The organism is Herbaspirillum huttiense, from assembly GCF_004367745.1.
Classification (GTDB): Bacteria; Pseudomonadota; Gammaproteobacteria; order Burkholderiales; family Burkholderiaceae_D; genus Herbaspirillum; species Herbaspirillum huttiense.
Genome location: NZ_CP037993.1, coordinates 2,688,745 through 2,706,694, shown reverse-complemented (window position 1 = coordinate 2,706,694; position 17,950 = coordinate 2,688,745). Strand labels below are relative to the sequence as shown.

Genomic DNA, 17,950 nt, shown 5'->3' with positions numbered 1-17,950 from the left:
ATGGTACGTCCAGTTCGGCGAAGTGATGCGATCATTACAGGAATGTAATGCGCGAGTAATCCAACTGATTGCCAGCGCTACTTATCATCAGCGCCATATCCCCATTTCGGAGAGTTTTATCCTATGTCGAACTCATCGTCCCCTTTGAACTCCCGCCGCCGTTTTGTCAAAGGGCTGGCCGCCGGAGGTGTGCTTTTAGGGCTGTCGTCTCGCGCCATGCAAGCGGTGGCTCAGGCTGCTGAAACACCGGCGAGCCCCTCGGCGGCACCCGTTCTCACAGGTAAGGTGTTTGACCTGGTAATTGCAGAATCGCCTGTCAATTTCACGGGCAAGCAGTCCATCGCCACGACGATCAATGGCTCCCTGCCAGGGCCCACCTTGCGCTGGAAAGAAGGTGACATGATCACGATCAACGTCACCAACAAGCTGCGTGAACATACTTCGATTCACTGGCACGGCATTATTTTGCCGTTTCAAATGGATGGTGTACCTGGGATCAGCTTTGCAGGCATTGCTCCCGGAGAGACCTTTACCTACAAATTCAAGGTAAAGCAAAGCGGCACCTACTGGTATCACTCCCATTCGGGGATGCAAGAGCAGACCGGGGTATATGGCGCTATCGTCATCGATCCTGCTGATGCTGGCAAGAAACTGGCTGATCGGGAACACGTGATCCTGTTCTCGGACTGGATGGATGAGAATCCGATGTCAGTGCTCTCCAAACTCAAAAAACAAGGGGACATCTACAATCTGAACCGCGTGACGGCTGGGGATTTTGTCCGCGACGCGCGTAAAGATGGCGTGAAGGCGGCCATGGATAATCGTGCGATGTGGAATGAGATGCGCATGAATCCCACGGATTTGGGGGACTTGTCCTCCGCTGTTCTGACCTTCCTCGCTAACGGCGTCACGCCGGCAGGCAACTGGACCGCATTGTTCAAGCCCGGTGAGAAAGTCCGCCTGCGCTGTATCAACGGATCCGGCAATACCTTCTATGACGTACGTATTCCTGGATTGAAGTTGAAGGTGGTTCAAGTCGACGGCGTGGATATCGAGCCGATCAGCGTAGATGAGTTCCGTTTTGGACCGGGGGAAACCTGCGATGTGGTGGTCGAGCCCAAGGAAGATGCTTACACCGTGTTTGCCCAGACCATGGACCGCACCGGCTACGCTCGTGGCACGCTGACCACACGTGCTGGGCTAACCGCCCCCGTGCCGGCAGTCGACAAGCCGGAGTGGCTCAGCATGGGTGACATGATGGGAGATATGTCTTCCATGGGGGGAATGGATCACGGTGCCATGGGGCACATGAACCATGGCACCATGGGCAACATGTCCTCGATGAACATGGACTCGATGTCCAGCATGGACAGCATGGACAGCATGGATTCCATGGACAGCAACACACCGATGCAGAACATGGATGGCGGCGCTCAGTCCATGCAAGGGATGGACCACAGCCAGCATCAGATGGCTCCTGCCAATCCCTTGAAAGTACCGAGCAAGAAGGCTCGTCATGCTCGCACCGAATACGGCCCGAGTACCGATGCCCGTGTCGACACGGCGCGTACCAACCTGGACGATCCGGGCGTGGGCCTGCGCAACAATGGTCGCCGAGTACTGACGCTGGCCGACATGCACACTATCGGCGGCCCGCTGGACAACCGTGGTCCAGAGCGGGAAGTTGAGCTTCATCTGACCGGCAACATGGAGCGCTACGCCTGGTCGCTTGATGGGCTCGAATTCGGTAAGTCGACACCGGTTCATTTCCGTTATGGCGAACGTCTGCGTGTCATTTTGCACAACGACACAATGATGACGCACCCTATGCACTTACACGGGATGTGGAGCGAACTGGAGACGCCCAATGGCGAGTTTCTGGCGCGTCGACACACGATTCCGGTCCAGCCAGCTCAGCGAATCAGCTTCCTGGTCACTGCAGACGCCCTGGGCCGTTGGGCCTGGCACTGCCACCTCATGTTCCATATGGACATGGGCATGTTCCGCGAAGTCGTCGTCAGCTAACCAGGTTCTGCACCGAAAGGCATACACAGAATGACTCTTACCCGTTACTCAACTCAGATCCTCGTGCTGGCACTCGCATCGGCCGGCATGAATGCAGCGTGGGCGCAGCCTCACGAGGGCCACACAGCCGCACCGGGCAGCTCGGCCACCCAGGCTGCCACTACCATGGACAGCATGGATTCGATGGACGGCGGTACCGCCAGTGCCGGCGGATCAATGGATCATGGAGCGATGAATCACGCCGGCATGAACCATGGCGGTATGGAGATGCGGGGATCCGGCATGGGGGGAATGGATATGGGCTCGACCGCGCCCGCTGACGCCCGTGATCCGAATGGCTATTCCAACGGCTACACCCTCAATACCGGACCCTATGTGCAGAAAGACACCAGCGCCTTGATGATGTCGGACATGCATTCCTTCGGGTCTTTCCTGGTAGACCGTCTGGAGCGTGTCCATACCCGAAATGGCAATTCGATTGCGTACGACACCCAAGGTTGGATCGGGAATTCTTATGACAAGTTCTTCATCAAGGCTGAAGGCGATATCGAGCAAGGCCGCGTGGGCGACGCCCGGACCGAATTGCTGTGGAGCCATGCGATTACCCCCTATTGGGACACCCAGCTCGGCCTGCGTGTCGACGTAGGCAGCAACCGGCCCGGCCGTAATTGGTTAGCGTTCGGTGTGCAGGGCCTGGCCCCCTACTGGTTTGAAGTGGAAGCCACAGGCTACGTCGGCGAACAAGGTCGTACTGCCTTGCGGCTTGCCGCAGAGTATGAACTGCTACTGACCCAGCGCTGGATTCTTCAGCCCCGTGTCGAAGCTAACCTTTACGGTAAAGAAGATCCCGAACTGGGCATCGGACGAGGTCTGTCCAGTGCCGCCTACGGCGTCAGGTTGCGCTATGAGATTACCCGTCAATTTGCGCCCTATGTCGGCATCGAGCGCAACCAGAGTTTCGGCCGTACTGCCAGCTATGTACGCGGTGCCGGCGGAAATACGGGTGAAACCCGGCTGGTAGCCGGTGTACGTGTTTTATTCTAAGTCTCCACCTCTTTGTCCCTCCACAACACCTCCAAAGGAGAATCGCCATGTCCTACCAGTCTCTCTTCGCTAAGACAGCCGTCACCATCGCTGCAGCGGCTTTCGCTACGGCAGCCTTCGCTCACCCCAAACTGCTCGGCTCCACTCCGGAAGACAACTCGACCGGAAGCGCCCCCGAAAAAATTGAATTGCGCTTCTCCGAAAACCTCTCCAAACAGTTTTCCGGGGCCACGTTGCTGATGACCGGGATGCCTGGTATGAATCATGGCGGTTCGCCCATGAAGGTGGCGGCCAAGGTATCAGGTGCTGATGATCCGAAGACCATGGTAGTGACGCCGACCCAACCCTTGACCCCGGGTGTCTATAGCATCGAGTGGCGCGCGGTCTCTTCGGATACCCACCCGATCACCGGCAAGATCACTTTCACGGTGAAGTGAGCTGACGATGGATTGGATGACAGTTTTGGTGCGCTTTGCGCTGTATGTGGTCTTGATGCTCGTTTTCGGCCTGCCGTTGTTTCAGCTACATGCTTTGCGTAAGCCTGAACGGTCATCCGTCCTTGCCAAGAAATTCTCTAACCTGGCCGTCGCTCTGGCTGTGGTCGGAATCTTCTTATCGACCATCAGCATGGTACTGATGGTCAAGGCGATGAGCGGGGCCGTAGACATCAGTGCGATTGAAGAGCACATGATCGAAATGATGCTGACCGAGACGTCGTTCGGGATGGCATGGTGCCTGCGTATTGCAATGCTGGTCCTCTTTGTCGCGGCAGGACTATTCGTCTCCCGCGCCCATTCCCTCAGATTGTGCATCATGAGTTTGACCGGTGCCGTCGCTTTGGCAACCTTATCTTGGGGGGGACATGGTGCAATGGATGAGGGTGTACGCGGCCAAATGCATTTGGCCGCTGACATTATTCACCTACTGGCTGCAGGCGCCTGGGTGGGAGCTTTAGCCGTGTTCGTGCTCATGTTGGTATGGCGCTATGGAGATGGTCCGGCTGACATTGCGTTGCTGAGCCGTACGCTCAATGGTTTCGCTTTGATGGGAACAGTCATCGTAGGCTCGTTGCTGATCACCGGTGCGATCAACTATTGGCTCATCGTCGGTCCGACTTTCGCCGGGCTTCTGTCTTCGCAATATGGTCAGCTTCTGATCGCGAAGCTATTCTTGTTCTCGTTGATGCTCGCCTTGGCCGCCGCGAATAGATACCGACTCAGTCCCTTACTTGAGCGTGCTCACATCTCCGGTGAGCATCGTGAAGCAATTACCGCCCTTCAGAAGAGTCTTCTATTTGAAACTGCCTGTGCTTTCCTGATTTTGGTGCTTGTCGCCTGGTTCGGAACCTTAGGGCCGATGACTGAATAAGCTAGCTATCCATGCATTTCTCGGCGGGCGCGATGATAACAACATCCGCCCGTCAGCCAATTTAATTCCCACTGACAGTCGAATGAAAAAGTTCTTCTCTGCGAGCCTGCTCTTTCTGACCTCTCTTGCTGCGCACGCGGCCGGGGAAGCCATCACCGTGTACAAAGACCCTGACTGCGGCTGCTGCAAGGCTTGGGCAGAACACATGAGTCAGGCCGGCTACAAGCTCCACGTCGTTGACAGCAAAGAGATGCCTGGGATTAAAAAGCGCCTTGGCGTACCTGAACCTCTTCAGTCCTGCCATACCGCCGTTGTAGAAGCGACGGGCCAGGTGATCGAAGGCCATGTTCCGGCCCCAGCTGTGGCCAAACTCATCGCTTCCCGATCGACAAAAGGTGTTGCGGTACCAGGTATGCCCGTCAACTCACCCGGGATGGGAAAGATGGACGGGAAGTTGGTCACAGTAGACTTTGCCGGCAAGGAATTCTCACGAAATTAGTCGCTACCGTGCTCCAGGGTACATTTCGTCCGGGGCAGGCTTCCGAGCGTTTTCACATAGCTTTGACTTGCATCACTTGCAGTCTTTCTATGCTCACTAGACTTCATATAGAGGCTGCTGATCTGCATGCCTCCTAATGAATCGAGGAGAAATCATGAAACGCTTCATCCACCTGATCGGCGCGATCGCGATGGCAACATTTTCGGTTGCCGCATTGGCTCAAAACACAGCAGAGCATGAAGGACATCATCCCGAGGCAGCTTCATCTGCGTCTCCCGCAAAATCTGCCGCGGCAGGTGCATCCATGGCACAGATGGATAGCCAGATGAAAACCATGCGTGATATGCATCAGAAGATGATGAGCGCTGCTTCTCTTGAGGAACGCCGCCAATTGATGGCGGATCACATGAAGACGATGAAAGACAGTATGGCCATGATGCAAGGCATGATGGCGACCAGGGCGGAGCATAAATCGGCGCCAATCCCTGCGATGATGCAGAAGCAAATGGACATGATGCAGATGACCATGCAGATGATGATGGACTGTATGGAAATGCCAACGTCGAAGTAAGTCGCTGAAGACGCGAAGGACGCATTTCATGCGTCCCTCATGTCACCTGATCGGTACGCCTGACACGGGAGAGCAGTAACTATGGATGAACACCATCACCATCATCACACCGCACCAGCTCCAGGCATTGAAACAGGCGCGTCCCCTGTAAAAAGCCAGACTGATCCGGTTTGCCACATGAAGGTGGCTCCCGATCCCTATCGGAGGATTGAGCACGGCGGGAGAGACTTTTACTTCTGCGGTGACAAGTGCATGGGGAAGTTTCGTACAAATCCAGCCGCATATGTCGGAGATTCATCAAAGCCCGAGGCAAGCACGGTATCGTCTGACGGAACTGTCTATACATGCCCCATGCACCCGCAAGTCAGGCAGCCATCGCCGGGAAATTGCCCCATCTGTGGGATGAGCCTGGAGCCGCTGCTACCATTGGACCAAGAAGAGGAGAACCCTGAGCTGCGGGACTTCCAGCGCCGATTCTGGCTCACGTTGCCGTTGACGGTGCTTGTCACGGTACTGGCCATGGCCGGCGGTCGCCTATTCCCACATGGCCTGATCGGTCAAAGCTGGATCGAGCTCGCACTCGGTACGCCCGTGGTCCTGTATGCCGGATGGCCGTTCTTGACCCGCGGCGTCGACTCGATCGTCCACCGCAGTCCCAATATGTGGACCCTGATCAGCACGGGCGTGGTAGCGGCCTATGGCTATAGTGTGGTCGCAACCGTCTTCCCCGAGCTATTCCCCAAGGCCTTCATCGAACACGGGCGGATCGGTGTCTACTTCGAAGCCGCGGCCGTCATCATCTCACTGACCCTGCTGGGGCAGATCCTGGAACTACGGGCGCGCTCGCAGACCTCTGCCGCCATCAAATCACTGCTCGGCTTGGCACCTAAAACAGCTAGACGGATCGCTGCAGATGGTACGGAAGAAAATATCCCCTTGAGTAACGTTCACATTGGCGACCTGCTACGGGTCCGACCAGGCGAAAAAGTCGCTACTGACGGGGTGGTCGTGGAGGGAGAGAGCGCCATTGATGAGTCGATGTTGACTGGCGAACCGGTCCCCGTGACCAAGCGGCCAGGTGACAAGGTTATCGGGGCAACGATCAATGCCAGCGGAAGCCTGATCATCCGCTCCGAGAAGGTCGGATCGCAGACCATGCTTTCGCAGATCGTTCAGATGGTTGCACAAGCCCAGCGCTCGCGCGCCCCGATGCAGCGGTTAGCGGACGTTGTCGCCGGCTACTTTGTCCTGATCGTGGTCGGCATTGCTGTGCTGACGCTGCTTGGCTGGGGATTCTTCGGGCCACAACCCAGCTGGGTCTATGGCTTTGTCAACGCGGTTGCGGTGCTGATTATTGCTTGCCCGTGCGCGCTTGGCCTGGCCACACCCATGTCGATCATGGCCGCCACTGGCCGGGCTGCAACCCAAGGCATTCTGTTCCGAGACGCAGCGGCCATTGAGAGCATGAAGAAGCTCGATACGCTCATCGTCGACAAGACCGGCACGCTCACGGAAGGAAAGCCAGCATTTGACCGGATAATCGCCGCACCGGGCAGTCAAGAGACGGAGGTGTTGCAGCTGGCGGCAAGCCTCGATCAGGGAAGTGAGCATCCACTAGCGCACGCTATCGTTGCCGAGGCACGCCGACGCCAGCTTTCCTTGATGACACCCAGTAGCTTTGAATCTTCCAGTGGAATAGGTGTTCGAGGCATAGTCAACGGGGCGCGGGTGGCATTGGGCAATACCACGCTGATGGAATCGGAAGGCGTCTCTTCGACACCGATGCTGGCTGAAGCAGAAGCTTTACGTGCCGAAGGTGCCAGCGTTATGTATCTGGCGAGAAATGACGTCCTTTTGGGGTTGCTAGCGGTCTCTGATCCCGTGAAGGAAACGACTCGGGAGGCGCTGGCCAGTCTGAAAGAAGCCGGGCTGACGGTGGTCATGGCCACCGGTGACGGCACAACCACGGCGAAAGCAGTTGCCGGAAAGCTTGGCATCTCCGAGGTATATGGCGAGGTCAAGCCTCAAGATAAGCTCGCGCTCGTAGAACGTTTCCAGGCCGAAGGCAAGATCGTCGGGATGGCGGGCGATGGGATCAACGATGCTCCGGCGTTGGCCAAGGCAAATGTCGGGATTGCCATGGGGACCGGTACCGACGTGGCGATCAATAGCGCCCATGTCACCCTGGTGAAGGGCGACCTGCGCGCCATCGCGCGTGCGACGGAACTGTCCGTTGAAACGGTGCGCAACATGCGTCAGAACCTCGGCTTTGCATTCTTATATAACGCCTTAGGCATTCCCTTAGCTGCGGGCCTGCTTTATCCATTCACGGGGCAGCTTCTGTCCCCGATGTTGGCAGCACTCGCGATGAGTTTGAGCTCGGTATCCGTGATCGCGAATGCCCTAAGGCTACGCGGAACAACGCGCTGAGAACTATGGCTCAGCATTGCTGCTGATCGGGATAATACATCGGACGTCCCGCTGTGCCGGAAGCTGGCCGACTCAAAAACGGCGTCCCAGACTAAATTTAGTATGCCGGTCTACTTCAAACGGGCTGCCCCTCGCCGGGAGCTTCCAAGACCCACCGGAGATCACGTCCAATCACCGTTGTAGTGACCAATGCATCCGGATTCTTTTTAATTCAGGCGCGAATTTTATGAACATCGACGCTTGAACGCGCTCCTATGGTCAGTAGTTTTCAGTTATCCAACCATGGAGCCCATATGCGAATCTCATCCAAAGTAGCCGTAGCGACGGTAGCTTTCATCGCCTCAGCAGCAGCATTTTCTCAAACGCAGCCTGCCGAAGTATCTCCGCGTCAGGCGACGGCTGAGCCTCAACATGGTGACGCCATGAAGACTTCGTCTCACTCATATGACGAGCAATTTCTCGATACCATGGCCAAGCACCATGAGGAAGCAGTCCAGATGGCCGAGCTAGTCGATAGCCGCAGTGCGCACGATAAGCTAAAGCAAATGGCGAAGAAGACCATTGATGACCAAGGTGCTGAGATTGCTCAACTACGCGAATGGAAGTCGCAATGGTTTCCCAATAAGGGGAGTGCTGTGAACATGAAACTGCCCGGCATGATGCAGTCGATGAAAGGTATGTCGATGGAAAAGCTCCAGTCGAGTCAAGGCGATGAGTTTGATGCCATGTTCCTCGACATGATGATCAAGCATCATCGTGGGGCACTCGCCATGGCGCAGGACGCCATCAAGAAATCCCGTCACCCAGAAATTGTTGCCTTCTCCAAGAAGGTCATCTCACAACAACAAGAAGAAATTTCCACGATGAGTCGCTGGAAAAAGGAATGGAAGCTGGCCGTCCATTGATGAGTGATCACCTAGCTTCCTGTTTGCCATGGATCTGGCATTCGCCAGAACGCAATCCGGGCAGTCGGACTGCCCATCTATCAAGGAGATCGAAATGTCACATGAAGATTTTCGTACCTGTATTGAGGCCTGCTATGCGTGTGCAGCAGCTTGCGACCGATGTGCGGCAGCCTGTTTGCAAGAAGAGGATGTGAAGATGATGGCTCGGTGCATCGCCACCGATGCCGACTGTGCCACCATCTGCAGAACCGCTGCTGCGTTAATGGCCCGCGGCAGCGAGTTCACCCAAGAGGTTTGCACGCTGTGTGCGCGAATCTGTAAGGCATGCGCTGAAGAGTGTGCCAAGCACAAGGCCCAGCACTGCCAGGACTGCGCACAAGCCTGCACTCGTTGCGCTGAAGCATGCAGTCAAATGGCCGCCTAAATCGCTCGCCGCGTCCGGCTACCAATATGCCGGACGTGTAGCGCCAGCTTAATGCATGTGCTTCTGAAGCGACGCGCGCACCACCTCAGCGCTACTAGGTAGAATGCGAAGAGCGTACTCTGCCAGCGGAAACTCAAGCGTTCCGCGCAGATTGAGCCCCTCCAAATTAGTGGGCGCGATACGTCGCAGCAGTTCAGGTGCAATTGCTTCATCCCCGATCTTCTGAAATTGATCGACGGTGCGTTGCATATGGGCCGTGTTCCAAGCCATCAGCACATTGGTCAGTAGTGAAAGGCTGGAGGATACGGCAGCGAGGGACTCTGGCCGCTTAGCAAGTTCCGTTGGGATTTTACCGGTGTGGACGGCGCGCTGAATCGCATGTACAGCTTCGCCTCGATTCAAAACATGGCGCAACTCTCGGCGGAATGTTGGGTTCGTGAAATAGTCTATTAGGAATATAGAGCGCAACAGCCTCCCAAGTTGAACGCCACCATCGTATACATCTTGGCCTCGTGCTGCAGAACCGAAGCGCTGTAAAGCCTGTACGGCCGTACACCGGCCACTCCGGATGGACGCGACAACCCGCACAAACTGGTCGTAGATAGCTTCGATCGCAAGGAGGTCGACGTCCCCGGCGACCACTGGAAGCGTTTCATCCGGCACCATATGTCCACGGGGGACGTGCAAGTAGCGGTCCCGCATGTGCTGTAGGACAGGACAAAGATCAAACTTCAGACCTTTGGCCACCGCAATGCCAAAATCGGTGTAGCCATGGGTGTCAACAGCGAGCTGAGCGACGTCATCGGTTCCGTTTTGCCGCACCACCCCCTCGATGGCCGCACCAACTTGCCGTTCTTTAAGCAAAATCGGCTGGTCGTAAAAAATGCCCCAGCGATCACGCACATGAGTATAGATCCCGATGGAGGCAGTACGCCGACGTGGATCCGCTCGGGCTTGCCACACGGTGCGGGTTGTCTCCAGACTCATCATGTCGGAGGAGGCCAAGTCGCCAATTCCCCAGTGCGCCGCGATAGGATGTCGATGCATGTAGGCTAGCACCGCATCGGCCGCTTCACGCAACTTGCGTTCATCGGCCACCACCTTCATCATCTGCCGGATCGCGGAGGCCTTGAGCTCAGGAATCATGCGGGAGATGTCAGCTGCCGACAAGGAGGTTCCGTGCGCCAACACAGCAGCATAAACAAGAAGTAACTCGCTGCGCGAGCGAGGCTCCCTACCCAAGAGCAGCCAGGAAAACCGCACCTCGCTGTCGATATCCAGGATGATCTTGGGAAGTTGACCCACTGGGCGATCATCAAAGATGGCGCGACGCAGCGCATCTAAAGCCGGGTCTCTTTCCTCAGCCACGATACCCTCATTGCGGACGCCACCTGCCTCAATGCGCACCTCGCCGCGAAGATAAGCATCCTTCAGCCGATCAAGGCCGCCATCAAGGTGGTCGATAATCTTTGCCAAGAAGACCTTGGGATCTTGCGGCAGCTCCAGGTGGCCGTAATAGTGGTTCCGCTTCGCCTTCCATTCCTCTTCAGGGATGAGCAATGTAGCGCGACTGCGAAAGGAGAAACTGTGATCAACGTACACAGAACCATTTCTTAACGCCATTCGTAATGCGGAAATAGTTGCCCATTCGAATGCTCGCAGCGCCTCGGTACGGTCTTCGCCCTCAATATTCTCCCTCCATACGCGACCGAGTTTAATATTGACATCTACTGGCAACTCGCTGTTACCGTCAGGGCCGTAAAGGTTGCGAAGCACGTTGATTGCGTCCACAACGGGATGCTGCGTCTCGGACTCAAATGGCAGTGCGACGAGCTTATGCAACATTGCACGCGCCTGAGCGCTCTTGGTCATAAGCTGCAGCCGGATTAAACTACGCCGGCTGGGCGCGTGCTGCTGTAGTACCTGGTCAGCCAGTTCCACGATCTTGGTCAGTGATTCGTCGGCCGGAGTGTCAGTATTCAAGGCGAGCAGCCTCACCGACTCGGCAAAACCGCAGAGCTGCCTTTTTAGATCAGGTCGACCGGCGTCGACCTGTCTACCAGCCTCTGTTATAACTTCAATTGCCCATCGGCGGAACATGGCGAGTAGCTGATCGGTCGCCGAGCAAAGGGCATAGCGCATGAAGCAGGCGGTTTCAAGCCTACGGGACTGAGATGTAATGCGCTTACTGACGGAGGGTGGTCGGTTGGCGCATCGCCGTGCGTAATGACGAACCAGCGTTTCGTTGATCTGGGAGGGCCAACTGATGGGGACTCGCAATCCATGCAGATGGTCGATTTTCTCAAACAATTCGGACATCTGAACCGTTGAATGCTTCACCGGAACTGCCCACAGCCACTGCTGAAGACTGGCCCGATCACCAACCGGCGCGGCAAGATGCCGGCTCCACTCTTGAACACTGGCCTCGCCTAAGCAGCACAGCAAGGTCGACTCCAGGAATGTTTCGTGGCTGCGGATTGCCTCAGCTATCACGCGCTTCAGTTGACGATCATGGGGCATCAGAATCTGATGCTCATACAACCAACCCTTAACCTGCATGAGCAGCGTCGAGGGGTCCGGCCGGCCGACTAATGTCTCTTTGAGCCAGCGGACCAGGTAACGTCGCTGGTGCTCGGTCATCGATGAAAAACCGAGCGCTTGCTGCGCCAGTTGCTGATGGTCGATCAGCGTTCGCGGCCGTGTCTCGTAGAGCGAGCGCAATGTTCCGATTTCAGGCGGCGCGATGGATAACTGTTCGCCAAGATGGCTCCACAAAACCTTCGGAACTTGCTTGTAGGCATCAAGGGTGCGGCCGGTCATCCGGATAAAACCAAGATGAAGGGCGAGCGCCAGACGGTAGAGGTGGTTGCGCCGCGCCTCAATCAGAGTATGTTCTTTGGCAGAAAACGTGAAGAACGTGTTCAGCTCAAACTCAGTCAGTTCGGGCGGGATGTGGCGCAAGCCGAGGTAGGGAGCGTGCCAATGGTCCATTGTTTAACTCTCTGAAGAGAACAATGGGCACCATCATACCCGGGCGGGAAGGCAAACAGTAAGTGACTGATTTTAAAGCGATTGTTGCATTGCGCATCGCTGAAACCCGCGTAAACACTGGGTTGCGCTAACGTCGCTTATTGCACGCGGATCAAAGGAACCCCTTGACGGTCTCCGAGTTCTGGTAGATGCGGATGAATTTCTGGATCACCGGATCATTCACGCGGCTGGCCTTGGTGACGAACTGGATGGCGAAACGGGCATCCTCGATGCCGGAATAAGCCAGCCCGCTGGAGGGATCGAAGGCCTTCGCCGCCACGATGAAGTGCGGATAGCCCTGAGCCAGGTCCACATCCGGCGTGATGCGCACCAGCTGCGGGCCTTCCACTTCCACGAAGGTGAGCTTCTTGGGGTTCTCGACGATGTCATTGAGACTACCCAGGTAGCCGACGTTGGGCTTGAGCTTGATCAGCCCCACACTCTGCAGCAACAGCAAGCCGCGCCCCTGGTTGACCGGGTCGTTGGCGATGCCGACCTTGCCGCCCTGCGGCACCTGGGCGAAGGACTTGTGCTTGAGCGAATACAGACCGACGTTGGCCAGAATGCCGGTGCCGGCGCTGGCCAGCTTGTAGCCGTTCTTCTGGATGGCGTTGTCGAGGAAGGGTTGGTGCTGGAAATAGTTCAGGTCCAGATCCCCGGCATCCACGGCCACATTGGGTGTGGTCCAGTCGGTGAATTCGACGACTTGTACGTCAATGCCCTGGCTCTTGGCTTCCTTGGCGGCCACTGCGATGGAGTCGCCATAGGCCCCAGGCACCACGCCGATGCGCAGCTTGTCGGCGGCGTGCGCCACACCGGCATGGGCAGAAAGGACAGTCAGGACGACCAGCAAATGACGGAAAAGACGGGAAGGCTGCATGCAGGGCTCCGAAAGAAATGGGGTTTTGGAAAAAATGTTCAGGTCGTGATTTAGCCGCTGGCAGCCTCGGCGCAACGGTAGGCCGCCGGAAGCGGGCTTGCGGCCGGCGAGGCACGAGAAGATCACTCGCCAGCGACACGAAGCTTCATTCAGGGTTTTTGCCAGGGCAGGCTGTAAAGCCGTTTGTCGTGCGCATAGCGCTCATCGATCTTGGCCAGCACGGCGGGCGATTGCTGGTACAGCGTGATGAATTTGCGGATGCGCGGGTCAGCGGCATTGCTGGTGCGCGAGACGAAAACGATCGCGAAGCGCTGGTCGTCCACGGTCGAATATTGCAGGCCGCTTTTGGCGATCTCCGGCTTGCCGGCGGCAACCAGATGCGCCGGGTAGCCCTGTGCCAGATCGACGTCATCCAGAGCGCGCACCAGTTGCGGACCTTCGATTTCCTTGAAATCCAGTTTCTTCGGGTTGCTGGCGATGTCAGCCAGGCTGGCCTTGGCGCCCACACCGGGCTTGAGTTTGATCAGTCCGGCGCGTTCCAGCAGCAGGAGTCCCCGGCCCTGGTTGACGGGATCGTTGGCCACGGCCACGGTGGCGCCGTCCTTGAGTTGCGCCAGACTCTTGATGCGGGTGGAGAACAGGCCGATGTTGGGCAGCACGCCATAACCGGCAATCGCAAAGGCGTATCCACGTTCACGGATGGCGTTTTCCAGGAAGGCGGTGTGCTGGAAGTAATTCAGGTCCAGGTCGCCGGATTGGAGGGCGACATTGGGCGTGGTCCAGTCGGTCATCTCGACCACGCGTACCTCCAGTCCCTGCCGCTTGGCTTCTGCTGCGGCCACTTGGACGGAGTCGGCGATCACGCCGGGCGTCACGCCGATGGTCAGGGCTTGAGCGTGCGAAAACGCTGCGCTCAGGGCCAGGATGGCACCGGCCAGAGACTGCGGAAACCGGAAGCGGCGAATGAAGTTCTTTGCGTGCATGACCTGATCGTGGAGTCGTTCAATGGAGGCTGCGGACACGGCCTCGAAAGCCGCCGCGAGCCCCGATTGTGGGCGATCAGATCATTTGGAGCTACAAAGTAAAACATGCTTGGATATCAGCTTTTTGCATGAGCCTTCATCGGCGGGCATGGCTGGCTGAATGGAAGTGCAGCACGGACGTGCAGCGAGCGCATGCACGGCACCACTGCCCTGCCCCGGTATCAGCCGGGGTCGGTGCCTGAGTCTTTTGGTACCGGTGGCGCTGCCTTTTTATCCTGTTGCACAGCGGAGTGGTCGCGCCATTCTTTGAGCAGCGCTTCGTGCGTTTCCAGTCTTGCGCGTACCGCCGCCAGCTCGCGCTCGCCCTGCTGCCATTGCCGGCGCGCGCTGGCGGCCTCTTCTTCCGCACTGATGACCCGGGCCTGCAGTTGCGTCAAGGCCTCGTTCCTGGCAGCCAGTTGCGCTTCGAGCACGCGCTTGGCGGAAGCCTGTTCCTGCAGCACCTCCATTTGTTGTTCGCGACGCGTGGCCAGCGTGTGCTGTTCTGCCAGCGCCTGCCGTGCATGCGACAACTCGGCAATCAGGCGCACGCCTTCCTGATTGAGCCGGGTGACGTCCTCCTGGCGCACCACTGCATCCTGGCGCAACTGGCGCAATTCGGCTTGCAGGGTCTGGAGTTGTTGCTCATGGCGTCGCTGGTCCTGGTCGCGCTGGTCCTTGGCTGCACTGCGGTAGTGCTCCAGGGCATCGCGGGCGTGCTGGTGCTTTTCTTCGAGCGACTGGCGGTGCTGTTCGTTTTCGGCCAGGCGTTCCTCCAAGGCAGCGAGCTTCACTTCCAGGGTGCGTGCCATGGCGGTTTGCTCCTGGCGTTCCTCGCGGGTTTTCTCATGGGCAGCGCGCTCGGCGATCAGGGCTTTTTGCGTCTGATCCAGACGCAGGCCCTGCTCGCCATGGGCGGCCTTCAGCAATGCCAATTCCTGCGCCAATCGGGCCGTTACCGTCTCCGTTTCCGCACGCACTGCCTTGACCTCTGCCCGGGCCTCCTCCTGCAACTGCACGGCGAGCCGCTCCACCAGGTCCTGAAGCGCCTCGCTGATGCTGCGCGGCTGGCCCTGGCCGCCCTCCTCTTCTTCCAATTCCTTCAGGTATTTGTGGATTGTAGTCTTGGAGCCGGTATTGCCCAGCTCCACCCGAACGGCATCCACCGACGGATGCCGGCCCAATGCCAGCAAGGAATCGCGCGCTTTCTTCACTTCCGATTTGTAGAGGCCGGTACGTGCCATGGTCCAGATCCGTTATTTGATGATGTATTACATAATACGTAATTACATAAGCTTATTGAAGAGCAATCAGAAATATTGCAAATATATTTCACACAGGATATTGGATGATTATCGAATCTGATCGCGTAAAATCCTCCGAATCTGCCCTCACCCGTCTGTAATGAGCCCATGCCAGCCGCACCAGCACCGTTGAATATCGATGACTATCTGCACGCCGCCACGCGTGACAACACTCGCCGCAGCTATCGTGCGGCCGTGAAGCATTTCGAAGTGGAATGGGGTGGTTTTCTGCCAGCCACGGCGGACAGCCTGGTGCGCTATCTGGCTGAGCACGCCGGCAAGCTGGCGCACAACACGCTCAAGCAGCGCATCTCCGCGCTGGGCCAGTGGCATGTGGACCAGGGATTCCCGGATCCGACCAAGGCTCCGGTCGTGCGCAAGATGCTGCGCGGCATCCTGGAACTGCATCCTGCCCAGGAAAAACGCGCCAAACCGCTGCAGCTGGAGGCGCTGGAGCAGACCATCGCCCATCTGGAGCGCGAACGGGAACTGGCACGCCAGCAGGCGCGCTTTGCCGACCTGCTGCGGCATACGCGCGACAAGGCATTGTTGCTGATCGGATTCTGGCGGGGATTTCGCAGCGACGAACTGGCGCGGCTGGATATCGAACGCATTGAGGCGGTGGCAGGCGAAGGCATGCGCATCCACCTGCCTCGCACCAAGACCGACCGCAGCCTCAAAGGCAGCACCTACAAGACGCCGGCGCTGTCACGGTTGTGCCCGGTGGCGGCTTATCTCGACTGGCTGGCGGTGAGCGGCCTGAGCAGCGGACCGGTGCTGCGCGGCATCGATCGCTGGGGCCGCATCAGCGAGGACGCGGTCAATGCGGCCAGCATCATCCCCCTGCTGCGACGGATCCTGAAATCGGCAGGGATTGATGATGCACATCTCTACAGCTCGCACTCGCTGCGGCGCGGCTTTGCCAGCTGGGCCAGCGCCAATGGCTGGGAGATGCGCGCCCTGATGGAATACGTGGGATGGAAAAACATTCATTCGGCGGCACGCTATGTGGAATCCCAGGATCCCTACCACCGCGCCATGCTGGAGCGTCTGCTGCCGCAGCAGACTGCGGCGCTCGGCACGCCCGATCAGGCCGAACCATAGACCACCGCGATCCGGTCTGGCCGGACTACTCGCAGTCCGGATTGCCGTGCGTTCTGACGCATTGCGCACGAGCGCAAGCGGCGATCACCTGGTTGCGCCCATATTCATTGATGTCGACCGTCACGTAGACGGGATATTGCTGATACTCGGTACGCAGGATGTCCTGGCAGACCGTATCGGTCCGGTTGCCGTTGACCACCGAGCTGCAGCGCGTCTGCCCGGTCGGCACCTGGATGGTGCGGGTGCGCATTTCCATCCGCGTCTGCTGGATGATCGGATACTGGGCATAGGCGGCCGGGGCGCACTGGCTCTCGGTGGCGCGATAGGCCTCGGTGGCGCAACCGCCAAGCGCCAGCATCACGGCCAGCCACGGGAGCACGGCGTAGGTTTTCATCGGTAAGGTCTCGTTGCTTGTTCAGTGGGCAGAGATTGTAGCTGCGCACGGGTCCCGGCACCATGACGCCGCGCAGCAGCACCTCCGGACGGGAGCGGAATCGGCAAGGACGTGCCGATGTTGCATGACATTCACATGGGCTCAGGCGAAAGTGAAGACTCAGCAACACAATCCGCTGAAGCTCCCCTATCCTGGAGCCGCCGTCGCGGTGGCCCGCCAAGGCCAGCGTCGGCACCATAACCAGACCAACATCCAGAGACAGAGACCTTCATGAAACGATTCCTGCGCATTGCCCTTGCCTCGACCTTGCTCTCGGCCGCCGTCGCCCAGGCTGCGGATCGCCTGCCGGTGATCCCGCCCGATCAATACACGCCGGAACAGAAAAAAGCCGCCGATGAATTCCTGGCTGCCCGCAAGGTGCCGGTGTTCGGGCCCTTCGAACCGCTGATGCACAGCCCGCAAGTGATGACGCAGGCACGCTCGATGGGCGACTACCTGCGCTACAGCTCGGCCATCGGCAATACCCTCAGCGAACTGGTGATTCTGATCACGGCCCGTGAATGGACCCAGGATTACGAGTGGTACGTACACTATCCCATCGCCATCAAAGCCGGCATCAAGCCGGAAGTGGCGGCGGCCATCGCCGACGGCCGCCGTCCCGAGGGCCTGAGCGAGGACGAGCAGATCGTCTATGACTTCTCGCTCGAACTGCATCGCAACAAGCGCGTCTCCGATCCGACCTTCGCCCGCGCCGAAAAGCGTTTCGGCAAGAAGGGCGTGGTCGATCTGACCGGCATCAATGCCTATTACACGCTGCTGGCCATGCAGATGAACGCGGCGCAATACCAGGCACCGAAGGATGCCAAGCGGCTGGTGCGCTTCCCCGAGTAAGCTCACCTGCCTGCACCGGAGCGGCACTGCGCAGGCTGGCTGTAGCGCTCCGACCCTTC

Annotated in this window: 16 protein-coding genes; 11 read left to right on the top strand and 5 right to left on the bottom strand. The window is 58.0% G+C overall.

What is annotated here, in order from left to right; translation table 11 throughout:
* Window positions 1-123: 123 nt before the first annotated feature.
* From E2K99_RS12230 to E2K99_RS12190, 9 genes are all read left to right on the top strand, one after another.
* On the top strand, window positions 124-2,025 hold the full coding sequence (locus tag E2K99_RS12230; RefSeq protein ID WP_134222382.1) for a copper resistance system multicopper oxidase: 1,902 nt from the start codon (window positions 124-126) through the stop codon (window positions 2,023-2,025).
* 30 nt (window positions 2,026-2,055) lie between these two features.
* Window positions 2,056-3,069 (top strand): copper resistance protein B, encoded by a 1,014-nt coding sequence (locus tag E2K99_RS12225; RefSeq protein ID WP_240733898.1) that lies wholly within the window; start codon window positions 2,056-2,058, stop codon window positions 3,067-3,069.
* Between the two features lie 47 nt (window positions 3,070-3,116).
* Window positions 3,117-3,506 carry a copper homeostasis periplasmic binding protein CopC gene (gene copC, locus E2K99_RS12220; protein ID WP_134222381.1) on the top strand — a complete coding sequence of 130 codons (390 nt, stop codon included), beginning with the start codon at window positions 3,117-3,119 and terminating at the stop codon, window positions 3,504-3,506.
* A 7-nt stretch (window positions 3,507-3,513) separates the two neighbouring features.
* Window positions 3,514-4,437 carry a copper homeostasis membrane protein CopD gene (gene copD, locus E2K99_RS12215; protein WP_134222380.1) on the top strand — a complete coding sequence of 308 codons (924 nt, stop codon included), beginning with the start codon at window positions 3,514-3,516 and terminating at the stop codon, window positions 4,435-4,437.
* An 82-nt stretch (window positions 4,438-4,519) separates the two neighbouring features.
* A complete protein-coding gene (locus E2K99_RS12210; RefSeq protein WP_134222379.1) occupies window positions 4,520-4,936 on the top strand; it encodes a DUF411 domain-containing protein in 417 nt (138 codons plus the stop codon).
* Window positions 4,937-5,090: 154 nt separating this feature from the next.
* Window positions 5,091-5,507 carry a hypothetical protein gene (locus E2K99_RS12205; RefSeq protein WP_205703779.1) on the top strand — a complete coding sequence of 139 codons (417 nt, stop codon included), beginning with the start codon at window positions 5,091-5,093 and terminating at the stop codon, window positions 5,505-5,507.
* An 81-nt stretch (window positions 5,508-5,588) separates the two neighbouring features.
* Entirely contained in the window at window positions 5,589-7,937 is a 2,349-nt protein-coding gene (locus E2K99_RS12200; RefSeq protein WP_134222378.1) for a heavy metal translocating P-type ATPase, read from the top strand.
* 293 nt (window positions 7,938-8,230) lie between these two features.
* Window positions 8,231-8,842: a DUF305 domain-containing protein gene (locus E2K99_RS12195; protein WP_166675061.1), complete on the top strand. Its 612-nt coding sequence runs from the start codon at window positions 8,231-8,233 to the stop codon at window positions 8,840-8,842.
* Window positions 8,843-8,870: 28 nt separating this feature from the next.
* The gene (locus E2K99_RS12190) at window positions 8,871-9,266 is read left to right on the top strand and encodes a four-helix bundle copper-binding protein (protein ID WP_338033892.1); all 396 of its coding nucleotides are present in this window, start codon (window positions 8,871-8,873) and stop codon (window positions 9,264-9,266) included.
* A 48-nt stretch (window positions 9,267-9,314) separates the two neighbouring features.
* On the opposite strand, the gene E2K99_RS12185 is transcribed toward E2K99_RS12190, so the two are convergent.
* The 4 genes from E2K99_RS12185 to E2K99_RS12170 form a co-directional block, all read right to left on the bottom strand.
* A complete protein-coding gene (locus tag E2K99_RS12185; RefSeq protein WP_134222375.1) occupies window positions 9,315-12,257 on the bottom strand; it encodes a Tn3 family transposase in 2,943 nt (980 codons plus the stop codon).
* Window positions 12,258-12,408: 151 nt separating this feature from the next.
* Window positions 12,409-13,176 carry a MetQ/NlpA family ABC transporter substrate-binding protein gene (locus E2K99_RS12180; protein WP_240733897.1) on the bottom strand — a complete coding sequence of 256 codons (768 nt, stop codon included), beginning with the start codon at window positions 13,174-13,176 and terminating at the stop codon, window positions 12,409-12,411.
* A gap of 149 nt (window positions 13,177-13,325) precedes the next feature.
* Window positions 13,326-14,159, bottom strand: a complete 834-nt coding sequence (locus E2K99_RS12175) for a MetQ/NlpA family ABC transporter substrate-binding protein (protein WP_134222374.1) — start codon at window positions 14,157-14,159, stop codon at window positions 13,326-13,328.
* A 221-nt stretch (window positions 14,160-14,380) separates the two neighbouring features.
* Window positions 14,381-15,442: a DNA-binding protein gene (locus E2K99_RS12170; RefSeq protein ID WP_134222373.1), complete on the bottom strand. Its 1,062-nt coding sequence runs from the start codon at window positions 15,440-15,442 to the stop codon at window positions 14,381-14,383.
* Between the two features lie 168 nt (window positions 15,443-15,610).
* Between E2K99_RS12170 and E2K99_RS12165 the strand changes: the two genes are divergently transcribed.
* The gene (locus tag E2K99_RS12165; RefSeq protein WP_134222372.1) at window positions 15,611-16,606 is read left to right on the top strand and encodes a site-specific integrase; all 996 of its coding nucleotides are present in this window, start codon (window positions 15,611-15,613) and stop codon (window positions 16,604-16,606) included.
* A 25-nt stretch (window positions 16,607-16,631) separates the two neighbouring features.
* On the opposite strand, the gene E2K99_RS12160 is transcribed toward E2K99_RS12165, so the two are convergent.
* Window positions 16,632-17,000: a hypothetical protein gene (locus E2K99_RS12160; protein WP_039788085.1), complete on the bottom strand. Its 369-nt coding sequence runs from the start codon at window positions 16,998-17,000 to the stop codon at window positions 16,632-16,634.
* A gap of 270 nt (window positions 17,001-17,270) precedes the next feature.
* Here E2K99_RS12160 and E2K99_RS12155 point away from each other — a divergent pair, with 270 nt between their 5' ends.
* On the top strand, window positions 17,271-17,891 hold the full coding sequence (locus E2K99_RS12155) for a carboxymuconolactone decarboxylase family protein (RefSeq protein ID WP_134222371.1): 621 nt from the start codon (window positions 17,271-17,273) through the stop codon (window positions 17,889-17,891).
* Window positions 17,892-17,950 lie beyond the last annotated feature (59 nt).

Excerpts from the sequence above, each read along its gene's own strand:
- E2K99_RS12230 (WP_134222382.1), top strand. The coding sequence starts at position 124 with ATGTCGAACTCATCGTCCCCTTTGAACTCCCGCCGCCGTTTTGTCAAA.
- E2K99_RS12225 (WP_240733898.1), top strand. The coding sequence starts at position 2,056 with ATGACTCTTACCCGTTACTCAACTCAGATCCTCGTGCTGGCACTCGCA.
- copC (WP_134222381.1), top strand. The coding sequence starts at position 3,117 with ATGTCCTACCAGTCTCTCTTCGCTAAGACAGCCGTCACCATCGCTGCA.
- copD (WP_134222380.1), top strand. The coding sequence starts at position 3,514 with ATGGATTGGATGACAGTTTTGGTGCGCTTTGCGCTGTATGTGGTCTTG.
- E2K99_RS12210 (WP_134222379.1), top strand. The coding sequence starts at position 4,520 with ATGAAAAAGTTCTTCTCTGCGAGCCTGCTCTTTCTGACCTCTCTTGCT.
- E2K99_RS12205 (WP_205703779.1), top strand. The coding sequence starts at position 5,091 with ATGAAACGCTTCATCCACCTGATCGGCGCGATCGCGATGGCAACATTT.
- E2K99_RS12200 (WP_134222378.1), top strand. The coding sequence starts at position 5,589 with ATGGATGAACACCATCACCATCATCACACCGCACCAGCTCCAGGCATT.
- E2K99_RS12195 (WP_166675061.1), top strand. The coding sequence starts at position 8,231 with ATGCGAATCTCATCCAAAGTAGCCGTAGCGACGGTAGCTTTCATCGCC.
- E2K99_RS12190 (WP_338033892.1), top strand. The coding sequence starts at position 8,871 with ATGGATCTGGCATTCGCCAGAACGCAATCCGGGCAGTCGGACTGCCCA.
- E2K99_RS12185 (WP_134222375.1), bottom strand. The coding sequence starts at position 12,257 with ATGGACCATTGGCACGCTCCCTACCTCGGCTTGCGCCACATCCCGCCC.
- E2K99_RS12180 (WP_240733897.1), bottom strand. The coding sequence starts at position 13,176 with ATGCAGCCTTCCCGTCTTTTCCGTCATTTGCTGGTCGTCCTGACTGTC.
- E2K99_RS12175 (WP_134222374.1), bottom strand. The coding sequence starts at position 14,159 with ATGCACGCAAAGAACTTCATTCGCCGCTTCCGGTTTCCGCAGTCTCTG.
- E2K99_RS12170 (WP_134222373.1), bottom strand. The coding sequence starts at position 15,442 with ATGGCACGTACCGGCCTCTACAAATCGGAAGTGAAGAAAGCGCGCGAT.
- E2K99_RS12165 (WP_134222372.1), top strand. The coding sequence starts at position 15,611 with ATGCCAGCCGCACCAGCACCGTTGAATATCGATGACTATCTGCACGCC.
- E2K99_RS12160 (WP_039788085.1), bottom strand. The coding sequence starts at position 17,000 with ATGAAAACCTACGCCGTGCTCCCGTGGCTGGCCGTGATGCTGGCGCTT.
- E2K99_RS12155 (WP_134222371.1), top strand. The coding sequence starts at position 17,271 with ATGAAACGATTCCTGCGCATTGCCCTTGCCTCGACCTTGCTCTCGGCC.